At 35.5% G+C, this 15,228-nt stretch carries 12 protein-coding genes; 8 read left to right on the top strand and 4 right to left on the bottom strand.

All coding sequences use genetic code 11. The annotated features are described in order from the left end of the window. Positions 1 to 316: 316 nt before the first annotated feature. The 6 genes from HX049_RS08805 to HX049_RS08780 all read left to right on the top strand — a co-directional run bounded on the left by HX049_RS08805 (position 317) and on the right by HX049_RS08780 (position 9,231). Positions 317 to 1,396 carry an XAC2610-related protein gene (locus HX049_RS08805; protein WP_006259388.1) on the top strand — a complete coding sequence of 360 codons (1,080 nt, stop codon included), beginning with the start codon at positions 317 to 319 and terminating at the stop codon, positions 1,394 to 1,396. 89 nt (positions 1,397 to 1,485) lie between these two features. Then, a complete protein-coding gene (locus tag HX049_RS08800) occupies positions 1,486 to 3,471 on the top strand; it encodes an alpha-ketoacid dehydrogenase subunit alpha/beta (RefSeq protein ID WP_006259387.1) in 1,986 nt (661 codons plus the stop codon). A gap of 33 nt (positions 3,472 to 3,504) precedes the next feature. Then, on the top strand, positions 3,505 to 4,458 hold the full coding sequence (locus HX049_RS08795; RefSeq protein WP_006259386.1) for a phosphoribosylaminoimidazolesuccinocarboxamide synthase: 954 nt from the start codon (positions 3,505 to 3,507) through the stop codon (positions 4,456 to 4,458). A gap of 10 nt (positions 4,459 to 4,468) precedes the next feature. After that, on the top strand, positions 4,469 to 5,104 hold the full coding sequence (locus tag HX049_RS08790) for a nitroreductase family protein (RefSeq protein ID WP_006259384.1): 636 nt from the start codon (positions 4,469 to 4,471) through the stop codon (positions 5,102 to 5,104). Between the two features lie 226 nt (positions 5,105 to 5,330). Then, complete coding sequence (locus tag HX049_RS08785; RefSeq protein ID WP_006259383.1) at positions 5,331 to 7,727, top strand: alpha-ketoacid dehydrogenase subunit alpha/beta; 2,397 nt, start codon at positions 5,331 to 5,333, stop codon at positions 7,725 to 7,727. Between the two features lie 238 nt (positions 7,728 to 7,965). Beyond that, entirely contained in the window at positions 7,966 to 9,231 is a 1,266-nt protein-coding gene (locus tag HX049_RS08780; protein ID WP_006259382.1) for an aminotransferase class I/II-fold pyridoxal phosphate-dependent enzyme, read from the top strand. A 62-nt stretch (positions 9,232 to 9,293) separates the two neighbouring features. Here HX049_RS08780 and punC read toward each other — a convergent pair whose 3' ends face one another. The 4 genes from punC to HX049_RS08760 form a co-directional block, all read right to left on the bottom strand. Then, positions 9,294 to 10,469 carry a purine nucleoside transporter PunC gene (gene punC, locus HX049_RS08775; RefSeq protein WP_006259381.1) on the bottom strand — a complete coding sequence of 392 codons (1,176 nt, stop codon included), beginning with the start codon at positions 10,467 to 10,469 and terminating at the stop codon, positions 9,294 to 9,296. 181 nt (positions 10,470 to 10,650) lie between these two features. Next, positions 10,651 to 11,313 (bottom strand): chloramphenicol acetyltransferase, encoded by a 663-nt coding sequence (locus HX049_RS08770; RefSeq protein WP_006259380.1) that lies wholly within the window; start codon positions 11,311 to 11,313, stop codon positions 10,651 to 10,653. Positions 11,314 to 11,319: 6 nt separating this feature from the next. Then, positions 11,320 to 12,099 (bottom strand): enhanced serine sensitivity protein SseB, encoded by a 780-nt coding sequence (locus HX049_RS08765; protein WP_006259379.1) that lies wholly within the window; start codon positions 12,097 to 12,099, stop codon positions 11,320 to 11,322. A 117-nt stretch (positions 12,100 to 12,216) separates the two neighbouring features. Further along, the gene (locus tag HX049_RS08760) at positions 12,217 to 13,308 is read right to left on the bottom strand and encodes a M42 family metallopeptidase (protein WP_006259378.1); all 1,092 of its coding nucleotides are present in this window, start codon (positions 13,306 to 13,308) and stop codon (positions 12,217 to 12,219) included. An 81-nt stretch (positions 13,309 to 13,389) separates the two neighbouring features. Between HX049_RS08760 and HX049_RS08755 the strand changes: the two genes are divergently transcribed. Then, positions 13,390 to 14,085 carry a DUF4294 domain-containing protein gene (locus HX049_RS08755; RefSeq protein WP_006259377.1) on the top strand — a complete coding sequence of 232 codons (696 nt, stop codon included), beginning with the start codon at positions 13,390 to 13,392 and terminating at the stop codon, positions 14,083 to 14,085. Between the two features lie 47 nt (positions 14,086 to 14,132). Further along, a complete protein-coding gene (gene dnaX, locus HX049_RS08750; protein ID WP_006259376.1) occupies positions 14,133 to 15,218 on the top strand; it encodes a DNA polymerase III subunit gamma/tau in 1,086 nt (361 codons plus the stop codon). Positions 15,219 to 15,228 lie beyond the last annotated feature (10 nt).

Here is a 15,228-nt window from a genome sequence, read left to right as displayed (position 1 = left end):
TTTTTAGAGGCAAAAAAAGTTAAAAATACTTTGAATACTATCAGCATTTTATTTAAAACTGTCTTTATTGAAAGTTGATTTGACATTTGAGTTTAGCTTATATTTCTATGATGTTGCTTGAGGGTTGCTAGAGGCATCCTTGCACCTTCCTTCGAGAAAATGCCTCTCTAGGCTAGTAAACTGCAAGAAAACCCCTAGAATACTCCTAGAATCAGCAAGAGAGATGGTGTAGATTGTGAATTATACTTATAAGTAAAAAGGATAAGGGAGCTGAATGAAAATAACTTTATTTTTAAGGAGTTAATAAAGTTGAAATATGAAGAGTAAAATAATATTATTGTTATTAAGTGTGGTATTAGTCACTATATCTTGTAAGAAGAAGATAGAAGAATTTCCTAATACGACTACAGAAGAAGTGGTTCTTGCAGAAGAGGAGTGGGATGACGAAGGAGAACTAAGCGAGTGGGATGATAGTGCTGATTTTACAGATAAAAGATGGAAGGATGTAGATGTTCATTATACGTACCATTTTACAGGTAAGATAGATGATAAATATGCTTTTGATATGTATTTAAAAGTATTTGAAGACGAGATATCAGGATATTACTATTATCTAAATAATGGAACTTTTATTGATATTAATGGAACTGTGAGTCATGGAATTTTAGAGTTTAAAGAAGAGTTTGGTAATACATTCAGAGGGCACTTTGATTATGATAAAGGAGAGGTAGTAGGTGAATGGACTAATGTGAGCAATGGTGCTGTAATGCCTTTTGTAATGGCTAACCCTAAAGGTAAGGGGTACCCTCAGAAACAGTATAAAGCGTTTTTAAATAAAACTGATTATTCGAACGATACTTATAATGTAACTGAGATAGCTGAAATAAGTGATAAACATGAGGTTAAACGAATAGAAATTGAGTCTGTATTTTGGTATTATAAGGACGAACCTAATTTTAAGATTTATTTACAAGATTATAATTTTGATGGTTATTTAGATATTTCAGCATTTCATTTTTTACCAGCGTATCCACCAGTCAAATTTCAATTCTTATTGTATAATTCCAATAGTAAAGAGTATGTTTTTGATGAAGTATATAATGATTCTATTTATACCTCTGTACCTGGAACAGATTTTAGAAAGAAGTTATTATACGAATATGGAGAAGGTAGAGGAGGAACTGAAAAAGTTTATAAGTTACATGAGAATAAGCTCTATGCTGTTTTTGGAACCTATATTGGAACAAGAGAAATAGATGATTCTTTTAATCCGCCAACATGGTATTATAAGATAAAGAATGGGAAAGAAATAGAAATAACAGAAGAAGAGTTTAATCAAGTTTATGGTAAGAATGTTTTAAAGTTTTTTGAAAGTAAGTATTGTTATGAGTTGTAAAAGTGATTATAGAATAATGTAATTACTTGTTTAGAATTAATTTGTTTAGTAGGGGCAAATGCTTATTTTTAGAGTCTATTAAACCAATTATGAAACAATTACATTACGACCGAAAAAACTTAACAGACCAAGAGTTACTTGGACTTTATAAAAAATTACTCAAACCTAGAATGGTAGAGGAAAAGATGCTTATCCTGATCAGACAGGGCAAAGTATCTAAATGGTTCTCCGGAATAGGGCAAGAGGCTATCAGTGTAGGAGTGACTGCTAGTTTAGAGCAGGACGAATACATTCTGCCTATGCACCGAAACTTAGGGGTGTTTACCTCTAGAGATATTCCTTTACACCGCTTGTTCTCTCAATGGCAAGGAAAGGCAAATGGGTTCACTAAGGGACGTGAGCGCTCTTTTCACTTCGGTACTCAAGAGTATCATATCGTGGGGATGATTTCTCATCTAGGGCCTCAGTTGGGTGTAGCAGATGGTATTGCCCTAGCGCATACCTTGAGAAATGAGAATAAGATAACAGCAGTATTTACAGGTGAAGGAGCTACTTCTGAAGGAGACTTCCACGAGGCGCTGAATATTGCTTCTGTGTGGGACTTACCTGTTCTTTTTGTAATCGAGAATAATGGTTATGGACTGTCGACTCCTACGAATGAGCAGTATAGATGTGAGCATCTAGCAGATCGTGCGATAGGATATGGGATGGAAAGTCATATTATAGATGGGAATAATATCTTAGAAGTATACCAGCGGATCAGTGCACTGGCACAATCTATGCGTGAGAATCCTCGTCCTGTATTGATAGAGTTCTTGACCTTTAGAATGCGTGGGCACGAAGAAGCTAGTGGTACAAAGTATGTGCCTCAAGAACTGATGGATATGTGGCAACTAAAAGACCCTGTGGAGAATTACAGAGCTTATCTAAAAGAAATAGGCGTACTGACAGATGCTTTAGACGAACAGATTAGAGAAGAGTTTAAACAAGAGATAGACAAGGACTGGAAGGCAACACAAGAAGAGCCTGCTATAGTAGCGGACTTGGCTACAGAGCTGAATGATATGTATGCTCCTTATCAGTATGAAGATATACAACCAACAGCAGAAGTAGCTAATATTCGACTGATAGATGCGATATCAGAAGGGTTAAAACAATCTTTTGAACGCCATGATAACTTAATCATCATGGGGCAAGATATTGCAGAATACGGAGGTGCATTTAAAGTAACAGATGGTTTCGTAGAGCAGTTTGGCAAAGGGCGTATTCGCAATACACCTATCTGTGAGAGCGCAGTAGTCTCTGCCGCGATGGGGTATTCTATCAATGGAGGAAAAGCGATTATGGAGATGCAGTTTGGCGATTTTGTATCTACTGGGTTTAATCCGATTGTAAACTATTTGGCAAAGATACATTACAGATGGAATGAGAAGGCAGATGTGGTCGTGCGTATGCCGTGTGGTGGTGGTACACAAGCAGGCCCATTCCACTCACAGACCAATGAAGCTTGGTTTACAAAAACACCAGGACTTAAGGTAGTGTACCCTGCTTTTCCGTATGATGCAAAAGGGCTAATGGCTACTGCTATTAATGACCCTAATCCTGTGATCTTCTTTGAGCACAAACTGTTGTATAGGAGTATTTATCAGGATGTACCTAAGGATTATTATACACTGCCGTTTGGAAAGGCGAGTGTGTTGAGAGAAGGGGCAGATGTGACCGTAGTGACCTTTGGAGCAGGAGTGCATTGGGCGATGGAAGTGCTAGACAAGCACCCTGATATTAAGGCTGATTTGATAGATTTACGAACTTTACAACCTTTAGATGAGGAAACTGTATTTAAATCAGTGAAAAAAACAAATAAAGTTATAATTTTGCAGGAAGATTCCTTATTCGGAGGAATTGCAAGTGATATGTCGGCGATGATTATGGAGAATTGTTTTGAAGACTTAGATGCACCTGTAAGAAGGGTAGCCAGTTTAGAGACAGCCATACCATTTGTGAAAGCTTTAGAAGATCAATATCTGCCTAAGGACAGATTTGAAACAGCGCTATTAGATTTGATAGCCTACTAGAATAGAAAAGAACTACACAACTATAACAAGAATATGAATAACACAATCACAAAAACGGGTTTTGAGTTTCCAAATCAAAAGTCAGTTTACCGCGGAAAAGTAAGAGAAGTTTATAATATAGCAGACGACTTATTAGTTATGGTTGCTACAGATAGATTATCGGCTTTTGACGTTATTATGCCTAAGGGAATTCCCTTTAAAGGACAAATCCTAAATCAGATAGCAACCAAGTTTATGGAGATGACAAGTGACATCGTTCCTAACTGGTTAGTAGCTACACCTGATCCTAATGTAGCGGTGGGGCATGTATGTGAGCCGTTTAAGGTGGAGATGGTGATCAGAGGTTATCTAGCTGGGCATGCTGCTCGTGAGTATGCAGAAGGAAAGAGAGTGTTATGCGGAGTGACCTTGCCTGAAGGGGTAAAAGAGAATGATCAATTGCCATCACCTATTATCACTCCATCTACTAAAGAAGATTTAGGAGCTCATGATGTAGATATCTCGAGAGAAGATATCTTGGCAAGAGGGATTGTCTCTGAAGAAGATTATTTGGTATTAGAGCAATACACACACGCACTGTATCAGAGAGGAAGTGAGATAGCAGCAGAGCGCGGTTTGATCTTAGTGGATACTAAATATGAATTTGGGAAGACTAAAGACGGAAAGATTGTGTTAATCGATGAGATACATACGCCAGATTCTTCTAGATACTTCTATGCAGAGGGCTATGAAGAAAGACAAGCAAAAGGGGAGGCTCAAAAGCAATTGTCTAAAGAGTTCGTCAGACAATGGTTAATCAGCAATGGCTTTCAAGGAAAAGAAGGACAGGCAATACCAGAGATGACGGATGAGTATATCAATAGTGTATCAGATAGATATATAGAGCTATATGAGAAGATTATAGGAGAACCATTTGTGAAGGCTGATATCTCTAATATTAATGAACGTATAGAGAATAATGTTTTAGCTTTTTTGGCTAAGAGATAATTAATAAATTATGGAGTTACTAAAGAGTTTACAGTGGCGTTATGCTACTAAGAAATATAATAGTTCAGTTAAGATAGCAGACGAAAAAGTAATGCAGATCATCGAGGCAGCTCGTATGGCACCTACTTCTTCTGGGTTACAACCTTTCGAGATGATCTTAATCAAGAATCAAGAGTTAAAAGAGAAGCTATTACCTGTGATTATGAATCAAAGTCAGGTGGTGGATAGTTCACATGTTTTGGTTTTTGCTGCTTGGGATGCTTATACAGAAGAGCGCATTGATGCTGTATTCGATAATGTAGAGAAGACGAGAGAGTTAGCTCCTGGTGCTATGAATGATTATAAAGGATTTATCAAAGGTAACTTTGCAGCAATGTCACAAGAGAAGCAAGCAGAGCATGCAGCTCGTCAGGCTTATATTGCTTTTGGTATGGCTATTGCAGCTGCGGCTGAGTTAAGAGTAGATGCTTCACCTATGGAGGGCTTCTATAATGATCAGTTAGATGAGGCATTAGGTTTAGATAAGAAAGGACTGAGAAGTGTAACTATTTTAGCGATAGGAGAAAGAGATCATGAAAATGATTGGTTATTACCTATGAAGAAAGTACGTTTTGCACTAGAAGATATTTTAACAATTATCGAATAATAGATATCCCCTCTTTGTAGGGGATATTTTTTTATATGTGATTACGAAATTCATAATATCGTTTTGTTAAAAATACTTTAATTTTTACTTAGTGTAATTTTTTTACTGTTTTTTTGATTGATTATCAAAAGATGTATGTATTAATTCAATATAATGAAGAAGTATGTACTAGCTTTTTTAGTGATATTATTTTATATTCGTAACAAGTAAATTAGTGTATTTTACAATGAGTCAAAAAGAAACAAAAACGGCTCTTTCTTACGATGATTTTAAGAAAGAAGTAATTCAAGATTATAAGATTGCGAAACTAAGTAGAGAATGTAGTTTACTTGGTAGACGTGAAGTGCTTACTGGAAAAGCGAAGTTTGGAATTTTTGGAGATGGAAAAGAGGTGCCACAGCTTGCTATGGCGAAGGCTTTTCAGAATGGAGACTTTAGATCTGGATATTACCGCGATCAGACTTTTATGATGGCGATAGGACAATTGACAGTAGAACAATTTTTTGCAGGACTTTTTGGACATGCTGATTTAGAGAATGATCCGATGTCTGGAGGTCGTCAGATGGGAGGGCACTTCGCTACTCACAGCTTAGACGAGAACGGAAATTGGAAAAAATTAGTTGACCAAAAAAACTCAAGTGCAGATATATCACCTACAGCTGGGCAAATGCCTAGATTATTAGGATTAGCTCAAGCTTCTAAATTTTATAGAGAGTTTGCAGATGCTGATAAGGAAGGAAACTTTTCTGTAAATGGTAATGAGGTAGCATGGGGTACGATAGGTAATGCTTCTACTTCAGAAGGATTATTCTTCGAGACTATCAATGCTGCTGGGGTATTACAAGTACCTATGGTAATGAATGTGTGGGATGACCAATACGGTATCTCTGTACACGCAAAATACCAAACTACAAAAGAGAATATCTCTGAGATATTAAAAGGATTCCAAAGAGATGAGCATGGTAATGGATATGAAATCTTACGTGTGAAAGGATGGGATTATGTAGCTTTAGTAGATACTTATAACCAAGCTTCTAAAATAGCTAGAGAAGAGCACGTACCTGTATTAGTACACGTACAAGAGTTAACTCAACCTCAAGGACACTCTACATCGGGTTCTCATGAGAGATATAAGAGTCCAGAGCGTTTAGCTTGGGAAGTAGAGCACGATTGTATCGTTCAGATGAGAAACTGGATGATTACTTCTGATATTGCTACTGCGGAAGAGTTAGATGAGCTAGATAAACAACTTAAAAAAGAAGTACTAGAAGGCAAAAAAGCTGCTTGGAAAGCTTATGTAGATCCAATCATCGCTGAGCGTAATGAATTAGTAGCTTTATTAGGTACTGTAGCTGCATCTAGTGCAAATAGAGTATTTATAGAGAAGATGGCTAATGATTTAGCTGGTATTAAAGAGCCAATCAGAAGAGATGTAATCACTACAGCTCGTAAGGTACTGAGAATGGTGATTAAAGAATCAGGTAAAGGTGCATTAGTGCAGTATATCGATGATTTCTTCGCTAAGAACCAACCTAGATATAGCTCTCACCTAATGACGGGTACAGCTACAGCTATTGAAGAGGTACTGCCTACTTATGATGCAGATGCTACAGAAGTAGATGCTCGTGTAGTACTAAGAGATAACTTCGATACTATCTTAGAAAATCATAAAAATGTGATGATCTTCGGAGAGGATTCTGGTAATATCGGTGACGTAAACCAAGGATTAGAAGGACTTCAAGAGAAACATGGATTAAATAGAGTAACAGATACTGGTATTAGAGAGGCTACTATCTTAGGTCAAGGTATCGGTATGGCAATGCGTGGGCTAAGACCTATCGCTGAGATTCAGTACTTAGATTACTTATTATATGCTATCCAAATCATGAGTGATGATTTAGCTACTCTTCAATATAGAACAGTAGGTCGCCAAAAAGCTCCATTGATTGTTAGAACACGTGGTCATAGATTAGAAGGTATCTGGCATTCAGGATCTCCTATGGGGATGATTATAAATGCAATCAGAGGAATGCATGTATTAGTTCCAAGAGATATGACAAAAGCAGCAGGATTCTACAATACTTTATTAGAGAGTGATGAGCCTGCTTTATTAATCGAGTGTCTTAATGGATACCGCTTAAAAGAGAAAATGCCTAATAACTTAGGGCAGTTTAAAACTCCTATCGGTGTAGTAGAGACAATCAAAGAAGGAAAAGATATGACAATCGTATCTTATGGTTCTACCTTAAGAATTATAGAGCAAGCTGCAAAAGAGTTGTTAGAAGTAGGAATAGATGTTGAGATTATAGATGCTCAGTCTTTATTGCCATTTGACTTGAACCACGATATCGTGAAGAGTCTTGCTAAAACAAATCGCCTGTTAGTTATCGATGAAGATGTGCCAGGTGGTGCTTCTGCTTATATCCTTCAAAAAGTGTTAGAAGAACAAAAAGGATACCGTCACTTAGATAGCGATCCTCAAACATTGACTTCTAAAGCACACAGACCTGCTTATGGTACAGACGGAGATTACTTCTCTAAGCCATCATCAGAAGATGTTTTTGAAAAAGTTTATGCAATGATGAATGAGGTAAATCCTAATTTATACCCTGCATTATATTAAAAATATGAAGTAAAAACCTCCCATATTGGGAGGTTTTTATTTTAAAAACACTTTTCATTAGATGTTTTGTGAAAAAAATGGTCATTTTGTTCGCGTTTTTATATTGAGATATTATATGTAAAATGCATTTAATACTATCACAGTTAGAGGGGTTTCGGTTCAAATAGTTCCCTATTTATTATGAAAGCATACAAAATATCATTATTTTTGCAATTGTTTTTTTAAACATAGTTATATTATGGTAAACGATTTATTTGACAGAATACAGAAAAATAAAGGGCCTTTAGGAAAATGGGCATCTCAAGCGGAAGGATATTATGTGTTTCCTAAGCTAGAGGGACCTTTGTCAAATCGTATGATGTTTCATGGAAAAGAAGTTATTAACTGGAGTATCAATGATTATTTAGGTTTATCTAATCACCCAGAAGTTAGAAAAGTAGATGCTGAAGCAGCTGCTGAATATGGAGCAGCTTATCCAATGGGTGCTCGTATGATGTCTGGACATACTACAATGCACGAGCAATTACAAAATGAATTAGCAGCATTCGTACAAAAAGAAGCAGCTTATTTATTAAACTTTGGTTACCAAGGGATGGTTTCTATCATCGACGCTTTAGTAACGAAGAATGATGTAATCGTATACGATGTAGATTCTCACGCTTGTATTATTGATGGTGTTCGTTTACATATGGGTAAACGTTTTACTTATAAACACAATGATATCGAAAGTATCGAAAAGAACTTAGAGAGAGCAACTAAAATGGCTGAAACTACAGGTGGAGGTATCTTAGTGATCACTGAGGGGGTATTCGGTATGAGAGGTCAACAAGGTAAATTAAAAGAAATAGTAGCTCTTAAAGAGAAATACAACTTCCGTTTATTAGTTGATGATGCTCATGGATTCGGTACTCTAGGTGCTACAGGAGCAGGAGCAGGTGAGGAGCAAGGATGTCAAGATGGTATCGATGTGTACTTCTCTACTTTTGCTAAGTCTATGGCTTCTATCGGAGCTTTCGTAGCAGCAGATAAAGATATTATTGATTATTTAAAATATAATTTACGTTCTCAAATGTTCGCAAAATCATTACCAATGATTTTCACTAAAGGAGCATTAAAACGTTTAGAGCTTTTAAGAACTAATCCTGAGTTAAAAGCGAAGTTATGGGAGAATGTAAACTTACTTCAGAATGGATTAAAAGACAGAGGATTCAACATCGGTGATACAAATACTTGTGTTACTCCTGTGTACTTAGAAGGAAGTATTCCTGAGGCAATGGTTATGGTAAATGACTTGAGAGAGAACTATAATATTTTCTTATCAATCGTTGTTTATCCAGTTATTCCTAAAGGAATTATCTTATTGAGAATGATTCCTACAGCAACTCATACTAAAGAGGATATCGATGAGACATTAAAAGCTTATGAAGCTATCCGCGAGAAGTTAGAGAATGGTACTTACAAACAAATTGCAGAAGCAACTACTGTAGATGTATCTAACGCATAATATGTAGATAGAATATATAAAAAAAAGGAACCTAAATATTTAGGTTCCTTTTTTTGTGTCTATTATTTTGAACTTTTTGTCAATCGGTAGGCTATGTATATTAGTGGAATAGTTCCGGTCATAACTAATACAGTAGTAAATAAAGCGTCTTCTGTAAATAGAGAAACTATGGAGCTAGCGATAAAACACATTCCTAATTGAATAGTGTTTTGCAGAGCAGCTGCTTTACCTGAGTTATTAGGATATAGCTTTAAAGCTTCTGAAACTACAATAGGGTATGATGCTCCATTGACAAAAGCCATTAAACAAAACGGGATTAATAAGGTAGTCAGGGTAGGAGTAGTAAACACTGCTAATGCTGTAAGTGAACTAATAGCGATAACAAATAATGCTATAAAGAAAGGCATTAATACGTCTCCATTTACTCTAGAAGATAGTGTTCTGTATCCAAAGCCACCTACTAAGAAGGCAATGGTCTGAGGTACAAAACTAAAGCCTATTTCGCTTTCATTGTATCCCATTTCTTTTAAGAAGAAAGGTGATCCTGTCAGCCATGCAAAGAAGGCAGCAGAGCACAATGCATAGATAAGTACATTACCTACGTATTTTTTTGACTTAAGTATTTCGAAATAAGAAATACTCTTTGCTTCAACTTGTACTGTTTCTTCTACTTTCTTTTCTTCTTTTATAGTGAAAGTGTATAAAATCAGAAGAACAGATATAATTGCTAATGTGATAAAGATAGATCTCCATCCGAAATGATCTAATAAGTATACTCCTAATAAAGGCGCTAGAGCGGGTGATAGGGCTACTAAAGGCATAATAGATGCAAATACCTTATTCGTCTCGCTAGAAGGATATTTTTCTATAACTAAGGCTTGCCAGCTAACAGCAGCAGCACATACTCCGATAGCTTGTATTAGTCTTAATACGATAAAGGCGATTACGCTATCTGTAAAGAAAATTGCTAAAGAGGAAATAGTGAATATACTAAGACCTATTATAATGGTTTTTGGTTTACCGACTTTGTCAGATATTGGTCCCCACATTAGTTGTGCGATAGCGTATCCAGCAAGGAATAAACTTAAGGTAGCGCTAATATTACTTTTAGTGGTGTCAAGATCAATACGCATCTTGTCAAATGCTGGTAAGTACATATCTGTTGCTAAAAACCCTATGATACTTAACCCTACTAGATATACTAAAAAGAAAAAACTATTCTTATGTTGTTGTGGCATATATTAAAAATTTTAGAATCGGCAAAAGTACACTAATTATATACGCGACAAGGGGGTTATTTGTCTAAGAAGGATAAATTAACAGAGACTATGAAGGGATTGATAGGGTAGTTGTTTGATAATGAGGTTTATTGAAGTAGGGAGGAAATAAAAAAAGGATTACCTCTTGTAGAGATAATCCTTATAATATCCAGTTTCTAGCATCGTTTGCGATATCTTGTATGTCTTGTAAGAACATGGAAGTGTGATATCCGTCTGCTATAGCATGATTGACATATATAGATAATGGTATTAAAACCTTATCATGCTCTTGATAATACTTGCCAAAACGAATAATTGGCTTTAAAAAATCAGAGTCATGAGAAGTATCTTGACTAATGCTCTCAAAGCTAATCCAAGGAACGCAAGAGATGGGAACAAAATTAGCAGGTAGACCTTCTTTTATCTTTATTCCTTTAACATCCTTGTACTTCTCGATATCAGAGATGATATTGTGGTGAAAAGCTTTAAAGTCATCAGCGTGTTCACTCCATAAATCAGAAAATGTTTTGTCATCTTCGTGAAAGAGGGTGTATTGTGGGGCTAAAAAATTCCATGTGCCTAGTTGACCTTCATGTATACAAGTGCGAAGCTCCTCACTGTTGTTAAGTGCTTTCATGATGATATATAAGAAGGTAGGAAAGAACTTGTATCCTTTACTTTTGTATAGACTGAATACTTCTGTAATTTCTATTTTAATACTTACCGTATATTTTGTCTTTAGAATATTTCGGTAATATTCATAGTAAGGAGTCCTGTTCCACGATTCTAAGTCGATAGGGGTGAATTTAGCTTCCTTTGCCATTGTTTGTTATTTTGTGTAGAAAGGAGTGGCGTGATTATAGAAATAATCGCTAAAGTTTCCATTCTTTTCTAACTTGATAATATCTATATATTCCTCTTTCGTTAAATGAGGTTTACAGAAGTTAGAGATTAAATCTGCTACTTCTTTAAAATCAGTTAATTCTTTAGCGCACTCTATCGCGAATACATAATGAGCATTTTTATCTAAGATCTCATTAAATGTCCAACCGATATAAGCTGCGTTAATAAGTTCGTGCTCAGAAAAGGCAGTTTTTAACTCTTCTAATAAAACAGTAGGTTCAGTCTCTGGTGCTCCTATTTTTACATTCATCTGAGCTTTTAATACAGGGCTACTTAAGGTGTTGAATATACTACCGTTCAGCATTTCTGCTATTTCTTCTACGACTAATTCTTTGTATACTTTAGAAAAAGGATTGACAATGATAGTAGCTCCTAGTGTCATTTCTAAGAAGTCATTTCCTCTTACTTTCATATAATCCATTTCTTGATGTATAGCACTAGCATCGTATATTCTATCTGGATGTGTAAATACAGGAATACAGTTGTTCTCAAAAGCAATAATAGGAGGTGTAGGATCCATGCTACCATCAGTCTTACCTTCTAAAGCTCCTTTTTCAACGAGCACATAAATATCATCTTTTAAAAAACGATTGTAAAATACAATTCTATATTCTGGATTGGTACCTGCTTGCTCAATGATTTGTGCAAGAGTTAAGTTTGTATTTAGTTTTGCAACTTTATTTTTGTTGCGATTGTAATTGGACATTATCTAAATGTATTTTTATTCAAAGATAGAGGATTTAATCATATTCCTTTGATTTGTTTGTATAAAATTGGTAGATAATTCATAAAAAATAAGGCAGCGAATGGCTGCCTTACTATGTTATTTAAAGTACGAAAAAGTTTCGTTATTCTCTATTTTAAGTAGTGTTTCGTAGATTAGTTTGATTGTGTTTTCAACATCATCTCTGTGAACCATCTCTACTGTAGTATGCATATATCTTAGAGGAAGAGAGATAAGTGCTGAAGCAACACCTCCATTGCTATAAGCAAAGGCATCTGTATCTGTACCTGTTACTCTGCTCATGGCATTGCGTTGGAAAGGAATATTGTTATACTCAGCTGTTTCTTCGATTAACTCTCTTAAGTTATTTTGGATAGCAGGAGCATATCCTACTACAGGACCTCTACCAATCTTATTATCCCCTTCGATATTCTTGTCTACCATCGGTGTATTAGAATCATGACAAACATCTGTTACGATAGCTACATTAGGTTTAATCGTTTGTGTGATCATTTCAGCACCTCTTAATCCTACTTCTTCTTGAACTGCGTTTACGATATAAAGTCCAAAAGGTAGTGCCTTGTTATTCTCCTTTAATAAACGAGCTACTTGTGCAATCATAAAACCACCCATTCTGTTGTCAATAGCACGACATACAAAACGATTATTGTTTAAGATAGTGAAAGTGTCAGGGTATGTAATCACACAACCTACATGTACTCCTAATGCTTCTACTTCAGCCTTAGAGTCACATCCTAGGTCAATAAAGTTTGTTTCTATTTTTGGAGATTCTTCTTTTCCAGCTCTATTTCTGATGTGTATAGCAGGCCATCCGAATACACCTTCTACAATTCCTTTTTTAGTATGGATATGTACTCGTTTAGAAGGGGCGATCATGTGATCACTACCACCATTTCTAACTACGTGAATAAAACCTTCTTCAGTGATATACTTAACGTACCAAGAGATTTCGTCAGCGTGTCCTTCTATCACAACTTTATAAGGAGCATCAGGATTGATTATTCCTACAGCAGTACCATAAGTGTCTGTAATAAAAGTGTCTACATAAGGTTTTAGATATTCCATCCAAGTCTTTTGGTTATTTGACTCATGTCCAGTAGGAGATGGGTTATTTAAATATGTTTCTAAAAAAGCTAGTGAACTGTCATCTAGAATTGTCTTTGTACTCATGATTTTATTTTTTTGCTAATTTACCTAATACTATTATTATTACTCAACAAAAAGAGATAATTTTGGAGTATAATTTAGGTTATGAAAAAGCTTTTAGTAATTAGTTTTGTGTTTTTTGTGCAATACCTTATTGCACAAGATAAGAAGCTAGTTGAAGTACCAGAGATACCGCATGAACTCATAATAGAAGGAGATACTATACAGGAATATACTATTCCTGAGATTTATATTGGGGTAGATATTAAAGACGAGAAGTATCGACGTGATATGATTATTCTTCGCAATAGATTGCGTAGAGTATATCCTTATGCAAAGGCAACAGCAGAGAATCTAGTGATTCTTAATGCAAACCTAGATAAGATGACTAGTAATAGTGATAAGCGTAAATATATAAAACGCTCTCAGAAATATCTAGAAGAACAGTTTACAGCGAGATTAAAGAAACTGTCTCGTAATGATGGGAAAGTGCTGATTAAGCTTATTGATCGTCAGACAGGACAGACTGTATATAAATTGATTAAGGAGTTTAAAAGTGGGTGGAAGGCTTTTTGGTCTAATACTGCCGCCCGAACATTCAGTTTAGATTTGAAGTCGGAGTATCATCCAGAACTTTATTTGGATGACTTTTATATAGAAGTACAGTTACAGTATTTGTTTTATACTTTTGAGTTAGAAAGCAGAGAGCCTCATAAGCCTATTCACTTAAATGAACTTAGAAAACAGTGGTCAAACAAGATAGGTAAAGATGAGTTTTTCCCTGCTGAGTTAAGAGAATAATTTCTGTATTCTAAAAAATAAACTACCTTTGCGATAATAAGAGACCTATGGAACAATTTATCGTATCTGCCCGAAAATATAGACCCCAAACATTTAGAGATGTAGTAGGCCAACAAGCTATTACAAGTACTCTAGTTAATGCTATTGAGAGTAATCACTTAGCACAGGCTTTGTTATTTACAGGACCTAGAGGAGTAGGTAAGACGACATGTGCTCGTATTTTAGCTAGAAAGATAAACCAAGAGGGATATGATGATCCAAATGAGGACTTTGCATTTAATGTATTTGAATTAGATGCTGCGTCTAATAACTCAGTGGATGATATCAGAAGTCTTATTGATCAAGTGCGTATACCACCACAGACTGGAAAGTATAAGGTGTATATTATAGATGAGGTGCACATGCTATCTTCTGCAGCGTTTAATGCTTTCTTAAAAACATTAGAAGAACCGCCTCGTCATGCTATTTTTATATTAGCAACTACCGAGAAGCATAAGATCATACCAACTATCTTATCTAGATGTCAGATATTTGATTTTAAACGAATCACTATTGCTGATGCGGCTAATCACTTAGCTGATGTTGCTAGAAGTCAAGGAGTCAACTTTGAGGATGATGCCTTGCGTATTATAGCGCAGAAAGCTGATGGTGCTATGCGTGATGCATTATCTATATTTGATAGAGTTGTTTCTTATTGTGGTAGAAACTTAACAAGACAAGCTGTTGCTGAAAATCTTAATGTATTAGACTTTGAATATTATATTCGTATCACTGATTTTGTTTTACAGAATAATATTCCTGCATTATTACTAGCGTATAATGATATCTTATCTAAAGGATTTGATGGACACCATTTTGTATCTGGATTGGCTTCTCACTTTAGAGATTTGATGGTTTGTAAAACACCTGAGACAATCAATCTATTAGAGATTGGAGATCATGGAAAACAATTGTTTTATAATCAGTCACAACAAACATCAATGCCTTTCTTGTTACAAGCAATAGAGATAGCGAATGATTGTGATTTAAAGTATAAATCAAGTCAAAACCAGAGATTACTAGTAGAATTGTGTCTAATGCAGTTAGCGTCTTTATCTTTTGAAGGCGAAAAAAAAAAGATAAACAATTTATAATACCAGCTTT

Origin of the sequence: Myroides odoratimimus, from assembly GCF_030326305.1 — a bacterium.
In the GTDB taxonomy this organism is placed as follows: domain Bacteria; phylum Bacteroidota; class Bacteroidia; order Flavobacteriales; family Flavobacteriaceae; genus Flavobacterium; species Flavobacterium odoratimimum_A.
Note: the sequence above shows the minus strand (reverse complement) of the source record. Positions and strands in the feature narration are given on the sequence as shown.

Coding starts and splice junctions, on each gene's coding strand:
- HX049_RS08805 (WP_006259388.1), top strand. CDS start 317: ATGAAGAGTAAAATAATATTATTGTTATTAAGTGTGGTATTAGTCACT.
- HX049_RS08800 (WP_006259387.1), top strand. CDS start 1,486: ATGAAACAATTACATTACGACCGAAAAAACTTAACAGACCAAGAGTTA.
- HX049_RS08795 (WP_006259386.1), top strand. CDS start 3,505: ATGAATAACACAATCACAAAAACGGGTTTTGAGTTTCCAAATCAAAAG.
- HX049_RS08790 (WP_006259384.1), top strand. CDS start 4,469: ATGGAGTTACTAAAGAGTTTACAGTGGCGTTATGCTACTAAGAAATAT.
- HX049_RS08785 (WP_006259383.1), top strand. CDS start 5,331: ATGAGTCAAAAAGAAACAAAAACGGCTCTTTCTTACGATGATTTTAAG.
- HX049_RS08780 (WP_006259382.1), top strand. CDS start 7,966: ATGGTAAACGATTTATTTGACAGAATACAGAAAAATAAAGGGCCTTTA.
- punC (WP_006259381.1), bottom strand. CDS start 10,469: ATGCCACAACAACATAAGAATAGTTTTTTCTTTTTAGTATATCTAGTA.
- HX049_RS08770 (WP_006259380.1), bottom strand. CDS start 11,313: ATGGCAAAGGAAGCTAAATTCACCCCTATCGACTTAGAATCGTGGAAC.
- HX049_RS08765 (WP_006259379.1), bottom strand. CDS start 12,099: ATGTCCAATTACAATCGCAACAAAAATAAAGTTGCAAAACTAAATACA.
- HX049_RS08760 (WP_006259378.1), bottom strand. CDS start 13,308: ATGAGTACAAAGACAATTCTAGATGACAGTTCACTAGCTTTTTTAGAA.
- HX049_RS08755 (WP_006259377.1), top strand. CDS start 13,390: ATGAAAAAGCTTTTAGTAATTAGTTTTGTGTTTTTTGTGCAATACCTT.
- dnaX (WP_006259376.1), top strand. CDS start 14,133: ATGGAACAATTTATCGTATCTGCCCGAAAATATAGACCCCAAACATTT.